Consider the following 21,461-nt stretch of genomic DNA (forward strand, 5'->3'; position numbering starts at 1 on the left):
CAAAGGAGGAGAAAATGAAGTCGATGATCCAGAAAGCCGGTCTTTTGTTATCGACCGCAGCATTGGCCCTCGTTCTGCCACTCGGCAGCGCGCAGGCCGAAGACAAGGTGACGATCGCCGTCTCCATTCCGGCAGCCACGCATGGATGGACCGGAGGCGTCGTTTATCACGCCGAGCAGGCGGAAAAGGAGCTGGAGGCTGCGTTTCCGAACATTGACGTCGTTCTGTCCACGGCATCCTCGGCAACCGCACAGGTGTCTGCGCTCGAAGATTTGGCTGCGAGCCGCAAACTCGACGCCCTCGTGATCCTGCCGTTTACCTCTGAGGAACTGACGGGGCCTGTCGAACAGATCAAGCAGAACGGCACTTTCATTTCCGTGGTCGATCGCGGCCTGACCGATCCGAGCGTTCAGGATCTTTATGTCGCCGGCGACAATATCGCCGTCGGCGCCAACACGGCGCATTGGCTCGTGGACAAGCTTGGAGGCGAGGGCCAGGTCGTCGTGCTTCGCGGCATTCCCACGGTCATCGATGACGAACGCATCAAGGGTTTCTCCGATGTCGTCGCCAAGTCGAACATCAAGATCCTCGATATCCAGTATGCCAACTGGAACCAGGACGAAGCCTTCAAGCTGATGCAGGATTATCTCGCCAAATATCCCAAGATCGACGCCGTCTGGGCCAACGACGATGACATGCTGCTCGGCGTGCTCGAAGCAGTCGATAATGCCGGTCGCAAGGACATCAAATACGCGCTCGGCGGCAACGGAATGAAGCAGGTTATCGAGATGGTGAAGGAGAAGAACGAGCGCACGCCGATCTCGACGCCTTATCCGCCGTCGATGATCAAGTCTGCGATGTACATGACGGCCGCGCAGTTCACCGGGCAGGCTCCGGTGCGCGGGTCGTTCCTGCTCGGTGCGCCGCTGATCACGCCGGAAAATGCCGACCAGTTCTACTTCCCGGATTCCCCCTTCTGATACGTAACGGCGCCCGGCCACTCCGGGCGCCGATCATTCAATTCCAACAGGAGATACATTATGAGCGGCAAGAAAATCCTCATGCTGACCGGCGAGTTCACCGAGGAATATGAGATCTTTGTATTCCAGCAGGGGATGGAAGCTGTGGGCCATACGGTCCACGTCATATGTCCCGACAAGAAGGCCGGCGATCGCATCAAGACATCGCTGCATGATTTCGAGGGCGATCAGACCTACACGGAAAAACTCGGCCATTATGCCGACATCAACATGACATTCTCCGAAGTGCGCGTCGAGGAATATGATGCCGTCTACGCGGCGGGTGGCCGCGGACCGGAATACATCCGCACGGACAAGCGCATCCAGGACATGGTCCGCCATTTCCATGAGACCGGCAAGCCGATCTTCACGATCTGCCATGGCGTGCAGATCCTGATGGCAGTGCCAGGTGTCTTGAAGGGCCGCAAGGTCGCGGGCCTCGGTGCCTGCGAGCCGGAAGTTACGGCCGTTGGCGGCACCTATATCGACGTCAAGCCCACGGAGGCTTATGTCGACGGCAACATGGTGTCGGCCAAGGGCTGGACGGGGCTTGCCGCTTTCATGCGAGAGTGCCTCAACGTGCTCGGAACAAAAATCACGCATACCTGAAACGGGAAAGCGTGAACCGTCCGCCCCGTCTTCTTCGGGGCGGGCTGGTGTTCAAAAGGCGTTATCTTGATCACCTCGGGGCAACGATCGTTTATTTGCGTTCAATGATTATGCCGGGGTGGCACCTTAGCGATCTGGCGGAACGTGTCCGCATGTCTGATGGTGGCGCCGTCGGCCAATTGCGTCACTGTCTGGCGGTAAAGCATCTGCCAGGGGGTGGCGTCGGCCGGAACGTGCGGGATGCCATCGCTGTGCCTCCGCTTGATTTCCGCGTCATCGACCAGCATGTCGCATCGGCCCGCATTGAAATCGATCCGAATGACATCGCCGGTCCGGACGTAGGCAAGCCCGCCGCCCGCCGCACTTTCCGGCGAGGCATTGAGGATCGACGGGCTGTCCGCAGTTCCTGATTGCCGGCCATCGCCAATCGTCGGGAGGCTCATGATGCCGCGCTTCAGCAGGTGGTCGGGCGGCTGCATGTTGACGACTTCGGCCGAGCCGGGCCAGCCGAGCGGGCCAGCGCCGCGGATCACCAGGATCGAACGCTCATCGATCGCGAGCGACGGATCGTTGATCCGTCTGTGATAGTCCTCGGATCCATCGAACACCACTGCCTTGCCCTCGAACACGCCCTCATGGCCGGGATCGCTCAGGTAACGCCGGCGAAAATCCTCCGATACGACGCTCATCTTCATGATGGCAAAGTCGAACAGGTTACCCTTCAGCACCAGGAAGCCGGCGCGTTCGCGAAGCGGGTCCGCATAGGGCCTGATCACCTCACGGTCATCGGACTGACGCCCTTCCAGGTTCCCGGCCATCGTCCTGCCGGTGACTGTCGGACACTCCCCGTCCAGCTTACCCGCCTGAAGCAGTTCCCACATGATCGCAGGCACGCCACCGGCGCGATGGAACCGCTCGCCGAGATAGGCGCCCGCCGGCTGGACGTTGGCGAGCAGGGGGATATCGAAGCCGTGAACCTGCCAGTCGTCTGGGCTGAGGTCGACGCCGGCATGCTTGGCCATCGCCATCAGATGCGGTTGGGCATTGGTCGATCCGCCGATCGCCGAATTCACCCTGATTGCGTTGAGGAAGGCGGCGCGTGTCAGAATATCCGACGGACGAATGTCCTGCAGTACCAGTTCGACCGCGCGGCGGCCGGTGCGATAGGCCATCTGGCCGCGTTCGCGATAGGCGGCCGGAATGGCCGCGCAACCGGTCAGCGACATGCCGAGCGCCTCGGCCATGGCGTTCATCGTGGATGCGGTGCCCATCGTGTTACAGTGGCCGATAGACGGCGCCGAACTCAGCGCAGCCTCGAGAAACTGTTCGCGGTCAATTTCGCCGGCGGCGTACTTGCGGCGCGAGCGCCAGATCACTGTGCCGGAGCCGACCAGGTCCCCATCATGGTGGCCGTCCAGCATCGGGCCACCGGAGAAAACGATCGCTGGAATATCGACGGTCGAGGCTGCCATGAGCGCCGATGGCGTGGTCTTGTCGCAGCCGGTCGTCAGGACGACCCCGTCCAGCGGATAGCCGTAGAGGATTTCGACCAGCCCGAGATAGGCGAGATTGCGATCGAGTGCCGCGGTCGGGCGCTTGCAGTTTTCAAACAGCGGGTGGGTTGGAAACTCGATGGGAATGCCGCCGGCGTCGCGAATGCCGTCTCGCAGCCGTTTGGCGAGGTCGAGGTGGTGGCGGTTGCAAGGGTTCAGGTCGCTGCCCGACTGGGCGATACCGATGATCGGCTTGCCGCTGCGCAGTTCCTCCGGTGTCGTGCCATAGTTCATGAACCGCTCGAGGTAGAGCGCGGTCAGGTCGAGATGATCCGGGTTGTCGAACCAGTCCTGCGAACGCAGCCGGTGATTTTCCTTCTGGTCTTTGCTCACCGGACCTTCTCCCCCTCGTGGCCGTTGATCTTTTCGAGATGCAGCAGCAGGCCGCTATGATCGGTCTCTCCGTGCCCATCGGCGACGAAAGCGCGGAACGCGTCACGTATCATGGAGGTCAACGGCAGGTCGAGCGAGTACACGTCCGACATTGCCGCGACGGCATCGAGATCCTTCAGTTGCAACCGCGACGACCCTCCCGGCTGGAAGGCTCGATCCACCATCCGCTTGCCGTGAAGCTCCAGGATGCGGCTTTCGGCAAACCCGCCCCGGATCGCATCACGGAATTTGCCGCGATCCGCACCACCGGCCTTAACCAGCATCATCGCCTCCGCAACGGCGCCGATGGTGATGGCGACGATCTGCTGATTGGCAAGCTTGCAGATCTGGCCGGCGCCAGAGGGGCCGACATGGGTGACGCGGCCGAGGGGCGCGAATATGTCGTGCAGCCGCTCGATGACGGCGCCGTCGCCTCCGGCCATGATCGCAAGCGTTCCCGCTTCAGCACCGACCGTACCGCCGGAAACCGGGGCATCGACGTGATGCACCTGCCGCCTGGCCAGCATTTCGGCATGCGCGCGCGCGACCGGCGGCGCGATTGACGACGTGTCGATGACAACGGCGCCGGCCTTGAGCACCTCCGCCACGCCCTGGTCGATCAGGACATTGCCGACCGCGCTGCCGTCGCTCAGCATGGTGAAGACGACATCGGCATCGCGCGCGGCATCGGCGGCTGTGGTCGCGACGACGGCGCCTTGCGCAGCCAAAGCCTCCGCCTTGGAGCGATCGCGGTTCCAGACCGTGACGGCATACTCAGCGCTCAAGAGGCGGCGCACCATCGGTGCGCCCATGAGGCCGGTTCCGAGAAAGGCGATGCCTCGCCCCTTTTGTCCCGTTCCGGTTGTCATTGCAGACTGCCTCCAAGTTCGTCTTCGATATGAACCCTGATGATGTCGTCGAAGGATTTTTCGGCGGTAAAACCGAGCGCAGTTGCCCGCTTCGCCTCAAATCCCGGCGCCCAGCCGGCGCACATGCGCATGATCACCTCATCAGGCTCCCGCCGGATCAGCGCCACTGCCTTTTCGCCGGCGACGCGGCGCAGCGCCTCGATCTGCTCCCCGACAGTCGCGCTGACCCCGGGCATGGACAGGTTGCGCCGGGGGCCCAACTTCTCGACGTCGATCGTCGCGCCGTGGCTGAGAAAGCCGACGGCGGAGCGGGGCGATGCATGCCAGTGGCGCACTTCTTCCGGCACGGGCAGAACGGCTTCCTGCCCGATGAGGGGCTCGCGCAGGATGTTCGAAAAGAAGCCGGAAGCCGCCTTGTTAGGCATTCCGGGACGAATGCAGATGGTCGGCAGGCGAATTCCGATGCCTTCGAAGAAGCCACGTCTGGAATAGTCCGAAATCAACAGCTCGCAGATCGCTTTCTGCGTGCCGTAGCTGGTCAGCGGTGTGGTATGGAATTCGTCAGGGATTGGATAGGGCAGGGGCGCGCCGAACACGGCAATCGAGGAGGTGAACACGACGCGGGGCTTGTAGCCATCCTCGCCATTGGCAAGGCGGATCGCGTCGAACAGGAAACGCGTGCCGTCGAGATTGATGCGATACCCCTTGTCGAAGTCGAGTTCGGCTTCTCCCGACACGATGGCGGCGAGATGAAAGATGACGTCAGGGCGTCCGGCGACGAGCCGCGCCGCTTCGCCCGGAGCCGAGAGGTCTGCCGTTTCCAACGTCACCTTGCCGGCGAAGCCCAGTGGCGGCTCTGGCGTGACGACATCGACGAGTGTCATGCTTTCGATCGGCCGGTTGTCCAGCGTGCCGTCTTTGGCCAGGCTCTGCGCGAGCTTGCGCCCGACCATGCCGGCGGCGCCAATAATGAAAATGTGCACCTGTTCTTCCTCCCGTTTTCTGCACGCCGATCCGAGGTAATACGACGGCATCGTATATATTCTGTTGTAAGGTTGTCTGATAACCTTATATCATTCGTTAGAAAGCAGAATATTTAATTGCGGCGCCATCACGGCTCGATCAGTGCCGAGCACGGTATTGGACGTCTGAAGAAACAGACTATGAGAGATGTGTATCGCTCCGGTCAGACGGGGATTGGTTGCGGCATTGAAAAAGGCTGTCGATCCGCTAGGCGTGATGAATCCGGGTTGCCAACTGGATTTCGAGCGGCATTCATAGGCAGCAATTTTTTGAGGCGAAAAGGCATGTCACTGGATTTTGGACAGATCAGGCGCAATGAGCATCTTCCGGCGCGAATTGCCGCCCAGATTGCGCGCGAGATCACGGACGGCCGTATTCCGCCGGGAAGCAAGCTGCCGACCGAACACTTTCTCGCCAGCAGTTTCGGCGTCAGCCGCTCGGTGGTGCGCGAGGCGATTGCTCAGTTGCGCAACGAGGGTCTTGTTGAGACCAGACAAGGCGTCGGCGCCTTCGCAACCGAGATCAAGGCGCGCCAGTCGATCCGCATCGAGCAGGATGATCTTTATGACCGCGCGAGCTTCCGGGATCTGTTTCAGTTGCGCATGCCGCTGGAAATCGAAGCCGCCGGCCTTGCGGCAACTCATCATGTCGATAGTGATCTGGCTAAGCTCGACGAGGCTTTGGCAAGCATGATGGGGGCGGACAAATGGACGGATCAAGGGATCGTTGCTGACCTAATCTTTCATCGTGTCATCGCGGCTTCGACCGGCAATGAATATTTCGCTTTGTTCGTCGGCTTCATAGCGGAGCGTATCAGTCTTGCCATCAACGCTGCGCGGGCCGCGGCGGTTCTTGAGGAGATTGTGGAACTGACGATTGCCGAGCATGTGGCGATCCGCGACGCGATTGCCAGCCGCGACCCGAAACGCGCGCGCGAAGCGATGAAGCGGCATCTGCTCGCTGCTGCCAGTCGGCTGGATCTGACCCTTGAAACGGGCTGAAATCTTCCGGCGCTGGCCGCTTGCCGTTTTTGCGGAGAGTGCCACCTTCCCCAAGGCGCCGTTTGTCCGGGTATGATTTTCGGCGCTAGACAGCGCAAGGGAGTATGACTACAAAGCAGGTCCACTATTGTCAGACATCCTGACAATCTGGCAAGATGGCGGGAGGCCATCGTGTCGTGGATGTGAGGAGGTTTTGCTTGAGTTCGACCAGAACACTTCGAGCTGCGGATATTTTACCTGCAGATGCCACAGATGCGCTGCTTGTTGGCCGCGTCTGGTCGAATTCGGCTGACGGCCCTTGCCCCGTCGCGGTCCGCGGCGAGCGGGTTCTGGACGTGTCGTCGGTTTCCGCAACCGTTTCCCAGCTTCTTGAGCTTGAGGATTTCGCTTGCAAGCTGCATGCGTCGGGTGAGCTTCCCGATCTCGGCTCGATCGATGATTTCCTGTCGGGCCAGGCTGGCCAATTGCTGGCTCCAATCGATCTGCAGGCGATCAAGGCGGCCGGGGTTACGTTTGCCGACAGCATGCTCGAACGTGTGATCGAAGAGCAGGCAAAGGGAGATGCGTCTCGGGCGTCCGATATCCGCAAGCGTTTGGCGCCGGTTCTGGGGGGCAGCCTTCGTGGTGTCGTCGCCGGTTCCGAGCAGGCTGCACGGGTGAAGGAACTTCTGCAGGAGATGAACCTATGGTCGCAGTACCTTGAGGTGGGCATCGGGCCGGATGCCGAAATCTTCACCAAGTCGCAACCCATGTCGGCGGTCGGCTGCGGTTCGCTGGTCGGCATTCATCCGATCTCGGAGTGGAACAATCCCGAGCCGGAAGTGGTCCTGGTCCTGCGGTCTTCCGGCGAAATCGTCGGCGCCACGCTCGGCAACGATGTCAACCTTCGCGATGTCGAAGGGCGTTCGGCGCTGTTGCTCGGCAAGGCGAAGGACAACAACGCATCGTGTTCGATCGGCCCTTTCATTCGCGTCTTCGATGACAAGTTCACGCTGGAGGAACTCGGGAAGGTCCGCGTTGCCTTGTCCGTCGAGGGACAGGACGGTTTCCGGATGACGGGCGAGAGCCCGATGGAAGCGATAAGCCGCAAGCCCTCCCACCTTGCCCGCCAGTTGCTCAATCGCAATCATCAATATCCCGATGGCGCCGTACTTTTCCTCGGCACCATGTTCGCCCCCGTGAAGGACCGGCGCGGGGCGGGCCAGGGATTTACGCATGAAATCGGCGACCGGGTGGAAATTTCGACACCCCTACTTGGCCGTCTGGTGAACTGGGTCGATCGCAGTGACGCTTGCCCCGAATGGACCTTCGGCCTCGGTGCGCTGATGAGAAACCTGGCCAAGCGCGGCCTGTTGTAACGCAGACTGGAAGGAAAGCGTGCAAAAGGTAGTCGACCACTTTTACAAGGCTCTCGAATTCCTGCTGATCGTCCTTCTTTCGGGAATGGCGATCATGGTCTTCGTGAACGTCATCCTGCGGTATGCGATCAATTCCGGCCTAACGGTCTCGGACGAGCTCGCACGCTACTTTTTCATCTGGCTGACCTTCATCGGCGCCGTCGTGACGTTTCGGGAGCATGGGCATCTCGGCGTGGAAACCCTCGTTGCTCTGCTCGGCCGCAAGGGTCGCATCCTTTGCATGATCCTGAGCAATCTGATGATCATCGCCTGCTCGGCCATTTTTTTCTGGGGCACCTGGAAGCAACTGCCGATCAACTGGAGCATGAAGGCCCCGGTGACCGGCCTCTCCATGGGTTTCGTCTACGGCAGTGGCTTCTTCACCGGCTTCTGTTGCGCGGTCATCGCGCTGGAGCGCCTTTTCCGCCTGCTCACCGGTCGGGTAACGCAGGAGGAAATTGAAGCGTTTGCGGGCGAGAATCTCACGATCGAACAGATGGCGGAGCGGACCTGATGACGCTTTTCGTTTTCGTCGCTTCACTGATTGGCGCCATGGCAATCGGGGTGCCGGTCGCATTCTCGCTGATGTTCTGCGGTGTCGTTCTCATGTGGTACATGGGAATGTTCAATACCCAGATCATCGCGCAGAACATGATTGCCGGCGCCGATACGTTCACGCTGCTCGCCATCCCGTTCTTCATTCTGGCCGGAGAGCTGATGAATGCCGGCGGCCTGTCGCGGCGCATTATCGATTTCGCCATTGCCTGCGTGGGACATATCCGCGGGGGCCTGGGCATCGTCGCGATCGTCGCGGCCCTGATCATGGCCAGCATTTCCGGTTCGGCGGCGGCCGATACTGCTGCGCTTGCGGCCATTCTCATCCCGATGATGGCCAAGGCAGGCTATAACGTACCGCGCTCGGCCGGCCTCATTGCCGCAGGTGGCGTCATCGCGCCAGTCATCCCGCCGTCGATGGCTTTCATCGTTTTCGGTGTTGCTGCCAACGTCTCGATCACGCAGCTCTTCATGGCCGGTATCGTACCGGGCCTGATGATGGGACTTGCCTTGGTCGTGACATGGCTGATTGTCGTGCGCAAAGACAATGTCCAGCCGTTGCCGCGTGCGTCGGGTGCGGAGCAACTTCGGGTGACCGGTCGCGCTCTGTGGGCTCTCGGAATGCCTGTCATCATCCTTGGCGGCATCAAGGCGGGCGTTGTGACGCCGACGGAAGCTGCCGTGATCGCCGCGGCCTATGCGCTGTTCGTCGGCATGGTAATCTACCGGGAGCTCGCGCCGAGGGAGCTTCCACGGGTTATCCTCCAGGCGGCCAAGACGACCTCCGTCATCATGTTCCTGGTCTGCGCAGCGCTCGTTTCCGCCTGGTTGATCACCGCCGCCAACATCCCCGCGGAAATTACCGGCCTCATCGAACCGTTGATCGATCGTCCGACCTTGTTGATGTTCGTTATCATGATCCTGGTGCTGATCGTCGGGACGGCCTTGGACCTGACGCCGACCATCCTGATCCTGACGCCGGTCCTGATGCCGATCATCAAGCAGGCAGGCATCGATCCGGTTTATTTCGGCGTCCTGTTCATCATGAACAACTGCATTGGCCTTCTGACCCCGCCTGTCGGCGTCGTTCTCAACGTTGTCAGTGGCGTCGGCCGCGTTCCCTTGGGCAAGGTAACGGTAGGTGTCTGGCCGTTCCTACTGGCCCAAACGCTCGTACTTCTGCTCCTGGTCCTGTTTCCGGACCTGGTTATCGTACCGGCTCGCTGGCTGCACTGAGGTCGGAAAGCCACTTCTGTTTCAACATCCATGGGAGGATATCATGCGAAAACTGCTACTTGCCACGACTGCCATCGCCTTCAGCCTGTCTGCCTCCGCGCCGGCATTCGCCGAATTCACCGAGCGCAACATACGCGTGTCCAACGGCATCAATGCCGATCACCCCGTCGGCAACGGCATTGCGGCGATGCAGAAATGCCTTGATGAAAAGTCAGGCGGGAAGCTGAAGCTGACGGCATTCTGGGGTGGTGCTCTGGGAGGTGACCTGCAGGCGACCCAGGCGCTCCGATCCGGCGTTCAGGAAGCCGTGGTGACGTCCTCTTCGCCGCTCGTTGGTATCGAGCCGGCACTCGGCGTCTTCGATCTGCCGTTCCTCTTCTCGACCTCGGAGGAAGCCTATAAGGTGCTCGACGGCAAGTTCGGCGATATGATGAACGAGAAGCTGCTGGCCGTGGGTCTCGTCAATCTCGCCTATTGGGAAAACGGCTTCCGTAACCTTTCAAACTCGGTTCGTCCGGTGAACAAATGGGAAGACCTGGAAGGCATGAAGGTTCGCGTCATGCAAAACAACGTGTTCCTCGATACCTTCCAGAACCTTGGCGCTAACGCGACGCCCATGGCATTCGGCGAAGTCTTCTCGGCTCTTGAAACCAAGACGATCGACGCCCAGGAAAATCCCTATGTGACCATCGACACGTCGAAGTTCTTCGAGGTGCAGAAATATGTCACCCAGACCAACCACGCCTACACGCCGTTCCTCTTCCTCTTTTCCAAGGCGATCTTCGATACCTACGCGCCCGAGGAGCAGGCCGCTTTGCGGGAGTGCGCTGTCGTCGGGCGTGACGTCGAGCGCCAGGTAATCGGCGATCTGAACAAGAAGTCGCTGGAGAAGATCAAGGCCGCTGGTCTTGAGGTGAATGTGCTTTCGCCAGAAGAGCAGGCCCGCATTCGCGAGAAGTCCATGGTCGTCTATGAAAAGCACAAGGCCGAGATCGGCGCCGATGTCGTCGATGGCATCCTGGCCGAGCTTGCCGCAATCCGCAAGTAAACCGCGGACAGGCCAGATTTCGCCACTATCGTCATGGGAGTCCGCTGCGTCAGCGGGCTCTTCGCGTTCAGGACAAGCCGCGACGCCAGAAGGGATGGCGACTGATTGCGCCGTCAATCGCAGCCCAGGCCTCCGTCCATCAGACAACGGCGCGTCTGTTGCCCGGGTCGACCTTGTCAAACAAACTGAAGCGCTGGTGGCGCGCTAGAAGACCGAGGCGGTTCCGCAAGGCACGGGACGAGCCGTTGGACCAGCATGTCCGCTTTCCCAACCTATCTTATTAAGCGAACGGCAGCTTTCAGAAAGAAAGCCGCGGCCGGAGTGCGGGGTGTGACGTCATCTGGTCGCTGCACATGCCCGCGGAATCGCATGGTAACCCTGGGATAACGAGAATATTGCTGTCTTTCGCTGATAAAGGCCATGTATCGTTTGGAATAAGCACCTCGGCGGCGCTTTGAACATTTCGAGAATTTTCAAATCAATTGAACTGCTTCTTCGACCGGCAATCGCCACGCCTGATGTATCTAACATTATCGTGACAATTAACAGTAACGTACTTTCCCCACCCCCCGTGCGCGCTAGGTAAACGATGTCACAGCGGCGATAGCTGTTGCGAGGAAGTTCAGCGAGGTTTCACAAACCCCGGTCTCACCGACGGGGCCGACTCGATCATCTCATCTGCGTAAACTGGGAGAAACGAGCATGCGAATTCAGCAATATCTTTGTGGATTGTCGATCATTGCCATCATTGCGGCCACTGCAATGCCCGTCCATGCACAAAGTCCACAGCCGCAAAAGGACGCGACGGAGGCAACGAAAGCTGCCAATGGCAAACTGCTGCAACAACTTCCTTTCAGCGACACGACTGATTTCGAGGATGCCAAACGCGGCCTAGTCGCTCCCTTGCCGAGCGAACTTATCAAGGGAGAGAGCGGGAACGCGATCTGGAACCCTGAACAGTACGGCTTCATCAAGGAAGGGGCCGAAGCGCCGGCGACCGTCAATCCTAGCCTTTGGCGGCAGTCGCAGCTCATCAACATGAGCGGCCTGTTTGAGGTAACCGACGGAATCTATCAGGTCCGCAACCTCGATCTTTCCAATATGACGATCATTGAAGGCACCGAGGGCATCACCATTGTCGACCCGCTCGTCTCTGCCGAGACGGCAAAGGTTGCCATCGACCTCTACTTCAAGAACCGGGGCACCAAGCCTGTGAAGGCGGTCATCTACACGCACAGCCATGTCGACCACTACGGCGGTGTGCGCGGCGTGGTTTCAGAAGACGACGTCACCTCCGGCAAAGTTAAAATCTACGCTCCAGAAGGCTTCCTGGAAGCCGCTGTGGCGGAGAACGTGATGGCTGGTACCGCCATGAGCCGCCGGGCAAGCTACATGTACGGCAACCTGCTTGCGCCCGATCCGAAAGGCCAGGTCGGTGCTGGACTTGGCACCACGACATCAGCCGGAACGGTGACGCTCATTCCTCCGACCGACATCATCACCAAGACCGGTCAGAAAGAAACAATCGACGGCCTCACCTACGAATTCCTGATGGCCCCTGGCTCCGAAGCGCCTTCGGAAATGCTGTGGTACATCGAGGAGAAAAAGGCGATCTCGGCCGCCGAAGACGCGACCCACACGCTCCACAATACCTACTCGCTTCGTGGCGCCAAAATCCGCGAGCCTCTGCCGTGGTCCAAGTATCTGAACGAGGCGCTCGTCATGTGGGGCGACAAGGCGGAGGTCATGTTCGCTCAACATCACTGGCCGACCTGGACCAACGAGAAGGTCGTGAACCTGCTTGAAAAGCAGCGCGATCTCTATCGCTATATCAATGACGAAACACTGCGCATGGTGAACCATGGGATGACTATGCGGGAAATCGCCGAGACGTTCAAACTGCCGCCTAGCCTCGACAATTTCTGGGCAAACCGCGGCTATTACGGCTCGATCTATCACGATGTCGCTGCCACATACGTGCTTTATCTCGGCTGGTTCGACGGCAATCCGTCGACGCTGCACGAACTTCCCCCGGTCGAGGCGAGCAAGAAATACGTCGAGTTCATGGGCGGTTCGGACGCCGTTCTGGACAAGGCGAAGAAGTCGTTCGAGGCGGGGGACTACCGCTGGGTTGCCCAGGTCGCAAACCATGTCGTCTTTGCCGATCCGAACAACCAGCCCGCCAAGGACCTGGTCGCCGATGCGCTGGAACAGCTCGGCTATCAGGCGGAGTCCGGACCCTGGCGCAACTTCTACCTCACGGGTGCAAAAGAGCTGCGCGAGGGTGTTAAAAAACTTCCGACGCCGAATACAGCGAGCCCGGACACCGTGCGTGCGATGTCGCTGGACCTGTTCTTCGACTATCTCGGCGTACGGCTCAATGCTGAAAAGGCCGGCGACGCTCACATCGTCCTCAATTTCGACTTTGGTGCCGACGGCAAGTATCTCGTCGAACTTGAGAACGGTGTCCTGAACAACACGAAAGACAAGCAGGCCGACGAGGCCGATGCCACCGTCACCCTGACGCGAGCCGATCTAAACAGCATTGCGCTTGGGGAGACAAAACTCGATCAGGCCGTTTCCGACGGTAAGGTCAAGGTCGCCGGCGACAACGCCAAACTCGGCCAGCTCGTTTCAATGCTCGACAGTTTCGACTTCTGGTTCAACATCGTGACGCCGTGACATCACATGCTTCCCCTGCCGTCTGGAAGGGGCGGCAGGAGGTCGCGCTTGTTAAGTGAGAGACCTGCTTGAGAGAACGCACGCGAGTTCGGCTTGCTTCGGTTTAATCGAGCAGGCTCCCCGTTCGAAAAACGCATCGATGTTTCACGCTTGGTAAAGTCACGACTATTCGTCAGCAAAAGCCGACGCGATCTCCTTTTTGACCTTCTTAGCCGCCCGTTTTTTTACGGGCGCTCTCTCGAATATGGTCAATATCCTTTCGAGGGATTTATCTGCTTCGGCCTTTCGCACCGCGCTCTTTTTCATCGCTGATTTAAAGTCCGGTTCGCATCCCACTGAATTGACGCTGCGAGGTTCGTCGGCGTGCTTTGACGTATGAGAAGCATCTGGTAACTGGAAAATTTGCTCGGGTATCGATCTGCTCGACGGCACCATTATCACCGCTAAGCTTTTGGCCGCAAACTTCCCTCCAGGTGTTGTATCAGGGGGAGGTGGACTATCAGAACGCATGATATCTTCATGATGCCCCGTCGTGAAACTGGTTGCATCATTGGTGATGTGCTGGTTTTTCGGCCGGGGTATCTTCAACCACGCGCGTTTCATCAGTTGGTTGTCGGCATAGTAGAAATTCCGAACCCCAAAAATTGGTTGCTGATTTCGAAGCTTGATGATGCACCGCGTCTCGTCCATTGAGCCCAGTTCGTCAGGGCGCATTAGGGGCCGCATCGTGGTCTTATGAGACATGGTCGCGCCCTTGCGATCGAACAGGGTCAAGCCCGTGGAAACGGCCTTGTCGACCGTCACTTCCTTCCGCTCGCCCAGCAGCTGCGAAATATACCGCTGATCCTCGGGATCCTGCGCTCCAAGGAAGATTTGAGCGCGAGCGGAGTTGACGAGCGTCTGACGGCCTTCGCGCGTATAGACGTTATCGATCGACCGGAGCGATTGGACAAAGAACCAGCAGGGAATGCCGTAGCCGCCGAGGACGGTCGCGACGGTGAGCGCGTTCTCCAGCTTGCCGAGGTTCTGGAATTCATCAAGCAGAACGAGCACGCGTCGTTCGTTACGCGCCATCATGTTTCGCGACATGTAATCCATGAACTGGACCATCAATACATTGAAGATCGGGCCGATCAAGCCGATCTGCTGGATGCGGAAATCCAGATAAAGGCTCATATTCTGCCGGCGCATGGTGCGGATGTCGAACGTCGATCGCGCCGTCGCCCGCAGGATCCGATTGTTCTTGAACGGCCGCACCGCTGCGGCGAGCGAGCCATAGACACCATCGAATTGCTTGCTGGCCATGACGGCGAAGCGAGCGAGGGTGGTGTATGTAAAGGGACTAATCCATTCGGCGCGAAGCTTAGAATTGGCGACTTCCTCCAACCACTCACGAAGCGGCTTGTTGCCGCCTTCGATCACATTGAGGACCGTTCCAAGGTTCTTATCCTTGTCGGAGACATCCGGATTTTCCAGTACCCATGACGTAACGCCGGCAAAGAGTGCGCGGGCGTCGGAGATCCAGTAAGCGTCGCCCTTCGGCGTCGGCAAAAGAGCCGTCGCGATGGAATTGATGTCGATATCGCGCTGGTCGGGGTCGATGGCAACGAAGTCGAGCGGGTTGTAGCATTCCGTATCGCCGTTTTCGTCTGCCGGCGAGAAACGTAACACGCGCGAGAATTTCGAACGATATCCGGCCGTGGCCTCATAGGTCTCGCCGCGGATGTCGAGCACGACGATGCTGTCCGGCCATAGCAGACAGTTCGGCACGATCAGCGATGCGCCTTTACCCGACCGTGGCGGTCCAATCACGAAGCCACCGACGTCATCCCCGTCGATCCAGAGCTTCTTTCCGCCGAACAGCATGGGCTTCATGAACCGACGTCGGCCGGACCCGCGCTGCGTGAATCCGCCCGGAACCTTCATCAAGTTGCCGCCGATCCGACCGACGAACACGCCACCGGTGCGCGTGAGGCCAAGGGCGCGGGCCTCCTGCGTACTGAGAAAGCGAGCGTCGGTCGATTTCTTCTTACCTGTTATGGCGGCAACAAGCACAGCGCCACCGGCGAACAGGCCAGTCGCGGCCGCTATCATCGGCCGATGCCAGTCACTGGCGGCGAGATCGAGCCGCGCCGCGCTATAGGATGCAAGGATATCGTCCTGCAGCGCCTGAAACATCCATGTCGAGTTGTCGAACGCATAGTAGAGGCCGGCATAGGCGAGCGAAGCGACGAACGAGGCTACGGCGGCGGCAATCACCAGCCCGAACAGCAGGATTGCCGGGTTCATAGCATGTCCCCCTTGGTAAAGACGATTTCAGAGACCACGCGGCGACCATCCGGAATGCGCGAGAGCTGGACAACGACAGGGATGACTTCCTTGAGGTAGTCGATAATCTCCTGCTTCTCGAGCGCAACGCCACTCTGCATGACCATGAGCGCCAAGCGGTCATAGGCCGAGCGCGCTGAGTTGGCGTGGACCGTTGTCAGCGATCCCGGATGGCCAGTATTGATCGCCTGAAGGAAGGAAAACGCCTCGGCGCCGCGAAGCTCGCCCAACATCAGCCGATCTGGACGCATGCGCAGTGAGGCTTCGAGTAGCTCCTGCGGCGTCACTTTGGCGCGGCCCTGGTCTCCCTTCGAGGCGAGCAATGCGACTGTGTTCGGGGTGATCGGCTTTAACTCGCGCGCGTCCTCGATGGTGACGATGCGCTCCTCTTCTGGAATCTCCTTGAGCAGTGCATTTAGGAAGGTCGTTTTGCCTGTCGACGTACCGCCGGATATGGCGATCGAAACTCGCGAGCGCACGGCAGTTTGAAGAAACTGCATGGCGTTGACCTCGCGCTTCATCATGGCTGCAAGCTCCTCCTCGGCCGTCGAGAGCCTGAGTTGCCGCCCGACCCTGGTATGCTCGAATGCGCCGCGGTTCTTGTAGACCTCCAGCCCTATGTCGTGGATGACCTGCTTGCGGATGGAGATCGCGCCGCCGTCGGGTGCGGCCGGCGGCAAAACACATTGGAAGCGCTCCCCGGTCGGAAGCCATGCCGACAGAATGGGATGCTCGTCGTTGACGACCTGGTTGGTAGAGCCGGCAACGCGCTCGCTCAAGGTCCGTATCCAATCGGCGGTGAACTGCGCATCGACCTCGCGTTCCATGCCGCCGACGCCGAGCCGCTCGATAAACAACTCGCCGGGGCGATTGACGGAGATTTCGGAGACTCGATCATCCGAAAGATAGGGCTTCAACCGCTCCAGCGCCTTTTCGAGAAAGGGGAACTGCTTCATTTGTGGATCGGCGCGATCGGATAATAGGGCGTCGAATCGACGTTGCGCCGGATTTGCCCGCCAAGCTTCAGCCGCATCATCTCCTGCCGGACCGGATCGGCATAGAAGTCGGAAAAATCAAGATCGCGCCGCAGATAGACGATAACCGACTCCCCCTGGGCGACATAGATCGTCGGCGGGATCTTCGAGCTTTCCTTGAAAGCCTCGTTGGCAATGTCTTGAAGGATCGCCGATGACTTCTCCGTGGCGATCGATCGCGCCTCCGCGGCCGTTCGGCTCGGTTCGGTTGTGATCGTCGTGACCGCGCCGGTGATCGGATCGACCGTCGAGATCGAACGAGCGCTTTCCGCCGCCGTGTCGCCGAGCGCCGAAACATATTCCGCCGCGCCGCCGATCACCGACAGCATGATCGCAGAACCGAAGCGTTCCCAGAAATGCGTGTCGATCTCGCCGGTGAGCCCGGCGCGGCCGAGACGGTCGGCGCCGGGCGAGGCGATCTCGACGGACAGGCCATCGGACCGGATCACGCGGGACCAGACGATGAAGATGCGCTTTTGGCCGCGCGCCAGGCCGGACTTGTATTCGCCGATGAGGCGAGAGCCTTTCGGAATGAGGACGCGACCGCCGTCGAGAGACCGGACATCCTCACGCACGACGGCTCGCACCATGCCGGGAAGGTCGGTGTTGATGGCCGTCTCCAGAAAGCCGCGGATCATCGTGCCCTGGGCCACAAGCGCGTCGGTCCGATCGAAGCGCGTCGCCTTCACGATGCTGACCGTCTGCTTTTCCGACTGAGCGAGGAACGCCTTGTTCGCATCGCTTTCTGCGCCGGGAACCGCGACGAGCTGGCCGTCGTCAGCAACCGTCACCGAGTGTTCGCCGGCCGACAGGCTTTCGCCGCCGGAGCCGTCGACGATAACCTGGTCCGAGCGGAGCCGCTCCCACCGTGCCTTTTCCTCCTCCTCCCGGCGCTTGGCCTCCAGCTCGGCCAGCCGAGCTTCCTCTTCGGCGCGCCGGCGCGCTTCCTCCATCCGAAGTCGTTCTTCCTCGGCGCGGCGACGCCCTTCTTCGAGCTGACGCAGTTTTTCCAGATCGTCGCCCGCGTTCACGGTAAGGTTGACCGCCGCGGACTCCACTGACTTCTTTTCGGCAGTCGGAATCTGCACAAGGTTCGGATCGGCCGCCTGCTTCAACGGTTCGTCGGGAAAGTTGCGGATGCTGGAGTTCGTCGTCTCGAAAGTCTCGCCTGAACCTTCGGTCAGGTTGGGGTTCTGCGGGCCGGTCGGCCAGTTGACATAGGCAAGCACACCGGCGCCGGCGACAAGCAGGAGGGGAAGGGCGAGCTTGCCGAGCCGGCCATTGCGGTCGCTGGCGACACTGCTTTGCCCGTCGAGGTGATCAAAATCGATCTTGCTCATCGCTGGCGCTCCTCTTTGCGGTCGAGGCGCTTCGGTCCATAGGCGTCTTCGATGAGATCGAAGGATTGGCGATTGGCCTGCCGATTGTAGAGGCAAAGCCATTTGTCGCCAGCGCGCAGTGTGAACTGCGCCCCGATCTTGTCGACGACGACGTATTTTCCCTGCGTGCGCAGGTTGACGAGGGATTCCTGGCGCTTGCCTTCGACGACGAAGATGGCGGGGATTTCGTCCGGAAATTCCAGATACATATGGGTGCCGTCATCGAAGGCGACCCGCGGCTTCAGGCTGGTATCGCCGCGGAAGACGTAATCGTAGTTCAGCCGGCTCGGGTCGAGATCCTTCAACAGGGGATCCTTGGCACTCTCCTGCGCGGCGGCCAACAGCCGGGCGTTGACATCCTCGTCGGGATATTTGAACCGAACCTGGAATGCAGCCCGAAGGTCGGCCGCGGCCGAGCCCTTCAGCAGAAGGGCGTAGATGCGCTGGTTGGTGACGATGTTGACGTTCGTCTCGGCGTTCTCGCGTAGCGGCTTGACGAAGAGGATCCCCGAGCCCTTCTTCGGGACAATCGACCAGCTCGCCGTGTCGCCGGCCGAGATCGTCTCGATTACCTCGGAGCTTCCAAGCTGGATCATGGTCGAGACGCCGAGACCCGCAGGCACGGTCACGACCGCATTGTTGTTGAAGGTGATGTAGCGGATGCGGGGATCGGCCAGGGCTGGCGCTACCGCTACGGCAAGTAGCGATAGCGCCGCGAATGAAAGAAGAGATTTCCGCATCAGCGCGCCGCCTTGTCCGCCGGCAGAACTTCCGGCAGCGATTCCTGATCGCGCCGATACTCGGTGGCCTGGAAGCCAAGCGGGTTGTCGAAGCGATATTCGTTCTTTAGCGGCGCCGTCGTATAGCGGAAGCGGACCACCGAAACCCAGTGTTCGCGCCGAAGGGTGTTGTCGCGACGCGTCTCGGTTGAGAAGCGGACCGTCGCCGTGGAAGAGTTGAGGAACGAGACCGACTTTATGGTAACGGCGATGCGCGTATTGCGTCCGAGCATCTTGTCCTTCGACTGCGGGTTCGCGGGCTCGAAGTCGTGACGGAGATCCGAGGCGGCCTGGCCGGTCGAATAGAGCTGGGCTAGATCGTAATTGTCCTTGAGCGCCCGAGGGTCATAGGTCTCGCGCGCCCGGATATAGCGCACGATGTTCGCAGTCTTGACGGCGTCGTTTTCGGAAAGCTTGCTCTCGTTCAAGGAGCGGGCAACCTCCACGAAGCCAGTGGTTTTGTCGGCGATCACCACCACGGCCTCGAACTGCTTCAGTGGCACCAGCAGATTGAGGGCCGAGAGGCTGAGCAGTGTGGCTAAGCCAGCCACGGTCGCGACTGTCCATGCGATTTTCCGCGAGCGGCGCTCCTTGCGGTAGAGTTCCGCCTCCCATGATGCGCCTGCTACCCAGTAGGCGGTGAGATCGTTCGGCGGGGTTTTGGGCATATTCGCGCTTGCGTTGCTCATTGGGGTTTATCCGATGGTCCGCCGTCTGCGGTATAATTAACTATAGTTTATTCACTAGGCCAAGTGATCGCCTTTGCCGACCACATCGGTGCGGGGAGGGAGCCGGATAGCCTGGAATTCTGGAGTCGCTCAGCTCCGGCGCAGCGGTTAGGAAACTAGCTGCACCATCGCATCAGCATCCTCTTCGAAGCCGTGTTCGTGAAGTAGAAGGAGCGGTCATCCTTCACGTCGATCTTGACCGTGTCACGATCGCCGTCCGATTCATCAGAGCCGGTTTCGATCCACAAGACATCGAAAACAAAGGAGCCGCCTTCCCGTTTAACGGACAGAACTTTCCCTGTGGTTTTGTTCGCGCCGATCCCCTTGTCCTCGACATAGATGAACGCCGCAGCTGCGGCTTCGCAGCCGCCTTCGTCGGGGGCATAAGCGCCCGTCAGTACGGGCAAGATCGAGCTTGGCGTTTGAGACCATGCCAGGCCGGGAAAAAGCAAGCCGACTGCTATGATCGTCGAGGCGATCTTCTTCATCAAGGGACCTCCAAGCTCAAAAGCCGAATACACTGCCAAGGCTGTGAACATATCCGGCGAGCGTGTTGTAAAGATGGATGCAATACTCGGCGAAGGGCTTGAAGAAGATGACGGCGACCATGAATACAAGAAACTTTCGGTTGTCTCCTGGCTTGACGCTTTGCTTAGCCTTTTCTGCCATCTGCTCGTTCAAGCGATTTTGCATGTCGATCGCTGCGGCACGTCTACGGTCCTCATCCCACGGATACATCGGCGTTGCCTTTCTCAAGATTGTCCTTCGTCCAAGAGACTGGGATCGCTAAAAGTGCCCATTCTTTTCCGTCTCCCTTTGAATTGCTCGTGCTCGCGCGTTCTGAACGTCTGCGGATGTGCGGCGGCTCTGTAGCCCTCCACGAAGGATCCCGGTTCTGCCTCTATACGCTCGCCGAGCCCGAAGCATCGTTTCGCGGCCACCAACGATAGCCGAGTCGCCTTGCCCCAACGCGCCGCCCCCAGTAATGCCTGCGGCAAAGGCGGGGATAAACCGGAACACCACGATTCCCAGCAGGCAGACGATCACGAACGGCGCCACATAGGAGAGCTTGCTTTCCGTAGCGGTATTGTTGGCCGTGTTGATGGCAAGCTCGATGAGCTGGTAAAGGAAGGCAAGAAACGCCATCATCAAAGTCTGCGTCACCATCAGATTGACCATTAGCAACAGCCAGCCGTCGGTGAGGCGGAACGTCCAGCGATAGAGTGCCAGTATGATAAATATCGGTGCCAGCGCCAGTGTGATGAACAGCATCAGCTTGGCCGCAAGGATCGCGGCCGCAGCGACCGCGATGAAGATCATTGCGACGACGAACACGACAGCGCCGATCAGCGCCCCGACATATTCGAAGGTGCCGGTCGCCACCTGCTCATAAACCTTACCTGCGGTCTCGAAGACGGCGTCGAGGATCTTCACCACTCCCGTCGTATCGTCGGTTCCGCCATTGAGCACGCCGCCGGACCCAGCGATCGACTCGATAATCGTGTCGGAGATCAGGTTCGGCACGGACTGCACGAGCTTGTAGAGCGTGGCAGAGAAGGCGCCCCAGTTGGTCGCCATATAGTAGATGAAGAAGGCTCGGCCGAGCCGCCAGGCCGCCTCCGGCACAGAGAAGCTGTCGCGTCCGGCAAGGATCATATAGCCCCACCAGATGACATAGAGGGTGAGCATTGACCCGAACAGGACATCCACCTGAAGCGCAAGGCCCTCGTAGGTGTTCCGAATGAACGTCTCGCCTATCGCGTCCAGCTTTGCGAAAATGTCCGATATGATCGTGGTCGCGGCCATCCGTTCATTCCCTCAGGACAGGCGCGAAGACGTCGTTGACCGG

At 59.7% G+C, this 21,461-nt stretch carries 19 protein-coding genes; 8 read left to right on the top strand and 11 right to left on the bottom strand.

The window, feature by feature from the left end; all coding sequences use genetic code 11:
- Window positions 1-14: 14 nt before the first annotated feature.
- Window positions 15-980, top strand: coding sequence for a substrate-binding domain-containing protein (locus tag ASD03_RS20825; RefSeq protein ID WP_082555481.1), 966 nt, complete (start codon window positions 15-17; stop codon window positions 978-980).
- A 60-nt stretch (window positions 981-1,040) separates the two neighbouring features.
- On the top strand, window positions 1,041-1,628 hold the full coding sequence (locus ASD03_RS20830; protein ID WP_057215991.1) for a DJ-1/PfpI family protein: 588 nt from the start codon (window positions 1,041-1,043) through the stop codon (window positions 1,626-1,628).
- Between the two features lie 101 nt (window positions 1,629-1,729).
- On the opposite strand, the gene ASD03_RS20835 is transcribed toward ASD03_RS20830, so the two are convergent.
- Genes ASD03_RS20835 through denD form a run of 3 tightly spaced genes read right to left on the bottom strand, consistent with a single transcriptional unit; the run spans window position 1,730 to window position 5,405 of the window.
- Entirely contained in the window at window positions 1,730-3,514 is a 1,785-nt protein-coding gene (locus ASD03_RS20835; RefSeq protein WP_057215994.1) for an IlvD/Edd family dehydratase, read from the bottom strand.
- Window positions 3,511-4,422 (bottom strand): NAD(P)-dependent oxidoreductase, encoded by a 912-nt coding sequence (locus ASD03_RS20840; RefSeq protein WP_057215997.1) that lies wholly within the window; start codon window positions 4,420-4,422, stop codon window positions 3,511-3,513. Before ASD03_RS20840 ends, ASD03_RS20835 begins: the two co-directional genes overlap by 4 nt.
- Window positions 4,419-5,405: a D-erythronate dehydrogenase gene (denD, locus tag ASD03_RS20845; protein WP_057216000.1), complete on the bottom strand. Its 987-nt coding sequence runs from the start codon at window positions 5,403-5,405 to the stop codon at window positions 4,419-4,421. The genes ASD03_RS20840 and denD overlap by 4 nt, the downstream gene beginning before the upstream one ends.
- Window positions 5,406-5,729: 324 nt before the next feature.
- Here denD and ASD03_RS20850 point away from each other — a divergent pair, with 324 nt between their 5' ends.
- From ASD03_RS20850 to ASD03_RS20875, 6 genes are all read left to right on the top strand, one after another.
- On the top strand, window positions 5,730-6,446 hold the full coding sequence (locus ASD03_RS20850; RefSeq protein WP_057216003.1) for a FadR/GntR family transcriptional regulator: 717 nt from the start codon (window positions 5,730-5,732) through the stop codon (window positions 6,444-6,446).
- A gap of 197 nt (window positions 6,447-6,643) precedes the next feature.
- Window positions 6,644-7,804, top strand: a complete 1,161-nt coding sequence (locus tag ASD03_RS20855; protein WP_162250529.1) for a fumarylacetoacetate hydrolase family protein — start codon at window positions 6,644-6,646, stop codon at window positions 7,802-7,804.
- 19 nt (window positions 7,805-7,823) lie between these two features.
- Window positions 7,824-8,357, top strand: a complete 534-nt coding sequence (locus tag ASD03_RS20860) for a TRAP transporter small permease (RefSeq protein ID WP_057216008.1) — start codon at window positions 7,824-7,826, stop codon at window positions 8,355-8,357.
- On the top strand, window positions 8,357-9,634 hold the full coding sequence (locus ASD03_RS20865) for a TRAP transporter large permease subunit (RefSeq protein ID WP_057216011.1): 1,278 nt from the start codon (window positions 8,357-8,359) through the stop codon (window positions 9,632-9,634). The genes ASD03_RS20860 and ASD03_RS20865 overlap by 1 nt, the downstream gene beginning before the upstream one ends.
- A gap of 43 nt (window positions 9,635-9,677) precedes the next feature.
- The gene (locus ASD03_RS20870) at window positions 9,678-10,682 is read left to right on the top strand and encodes a TRAP transporter substrate-binding protein (RefSeq protein WP_057216014.1); all 1,005 of its coding nucleotides are present in this window, start codon (window positions 9,678-9,680) and stop codon (window positions 10,680-10,682) included.
- 702 nt (window positions 10,683-11,384) lie between these two features.
- Window positions 11,385-13,364 carry an alkyl sulfatase dimerization domain-containing protein gene (locus tag ASD03_RS20875; protein WP_057216018.1) on the top strand — a complete coding sequence of 660 codons (1,980 nt, stop codon included), beginning with the start codon at window positions 11,385-11,387 and terminating at the stop codon, window positions 13,362-13,364.
- A 165-nt stretch (window positions 13,365-13,529) separates the two neighbouring features.
- Here ASD03_RS20875 and ASD03_RS20880 read toward each other — a convergent pair whose 3' ends face one another.
- The 8 genes from ASD03_RS20880 to ASD03_RS20915 form a co-directional block, all read right to left on the bottom strand.
- The gene (locus ASD03_RS20880; protein WP_057216020.1) at window positions 13,530-15,653 is read right to left on the bottom strand and encodes a type IV secretory system conjugative DNA transfer family protein; all 2,124 of its coding nucleotides are present in this window, start codon (window positions 15,651-15,653) and stop codon (window positions 13,530-13,532) included.
- Entirely contained in the window at window positions 15,650-16,648 is a 999-nt protein-coding gene (virB11, locus tag ASD03_RS20885) for a P-type DNA transfer ATPase VirB11 (protein ID WP_057216022.1), read from the bottom strand. The genes ASD03_RS20880 and virB11 overlap by 4 nt, the downstream gene beginning before the upstream one ends.
- Window positions 16,645-18,066, bottom strand: coding sequence for a type IV secretion system protein VirB10 (gene virB10, locus ASD03_RS20890; protein ID WP_057216025.1), 1,422 nt, complete (start codon window positions 18,064-18,066; stop codon window positions 16,645-16,647). The genes virB11 and virB10 overlap by 4 nt, the downstream gene beginning before the upstream one ends.
- Window positions 18,063-18,845 carry a TrbG/VirB9 family P-type conjugative transfer protein gene (locus tag ASD03_RS20895; RefSeq protein ID WP_057216028.1) on the bottom strand — a complete coding sequence of 261 codons (783 nt, stop codon included), beginning with the start codon at window positions 18,843-18,845 and terminating at the stop codon, window positions 18,063-18,065. Before ASD03_RS20895 ends, virB10 begins: the two co-directional genes overlap by 4 nt.
- On the bottom strand, window positions 18,845-19,552 hold the full coding sequence (locus ASD03_RS20900) for a type IV secretion system protein (RefSeq protein WP_057216106.1): 708 nt from the start codon (window positions 19,550-19,552) through the stop codon (window positions 18,845-18,847). The genes ASD03_RS20895 and ASD03_RS20900 overlap by 1 nt, the downstream gene beginning before the upstream one ends.
- Before the next feature lie 176 nt (window positions 19,553-19,728).
- On the bottom strand, window positions 19,729-20,100 hold the full coding sequence (locus ASD03_RS20905; RefSeq protein ID WP_057216031.1) for a hypothetical protein: 372 nt from the start codon (window positions 20,098-20,100) through the stop codon (window positions 19,729-19,731).
- Window positions 20,101-20,116: 16 nt separating this feature from the next.
- Window positions 20,117-20,368 carry a hypothetical protein gene (locus ASD03_RS20910; protein ID WP_156408034.1) on the bottom strand — a complete coding sequence of 84 codons (252 nt, stop codon included), beginning with the start codon at window positions 20,366-20,368 and terminating at the stop codon, window positions 20,117-20,119.
- A 30-nt stretch (window positions 20,369-20,398) separates the two neighbouring features.
- On the bottom strand, window positions 20,399-21,418 hold the full coding sequence (locus tag ASD03_RS20915; protein ID WP_057216037.1) for a type IV secretion system protein: 1,020 nt from the start codon (window positions 21,416-21,418) through the stop codon (window positions 20,399-20,401).
- Window positions 21,419-21,461 lie beyond the last annotated feature (43 nt).

This window comes from Ensifer sp. Root127 (assembly GCF_001425225.1).
GTDB classification, from domain to species: domain Bacteria; phylum Pseudomonadota; class Alphaproteobacteria; order Rhizobiales; family Rhizobiaceae; genus Ensifer; species Ensifer canadensis.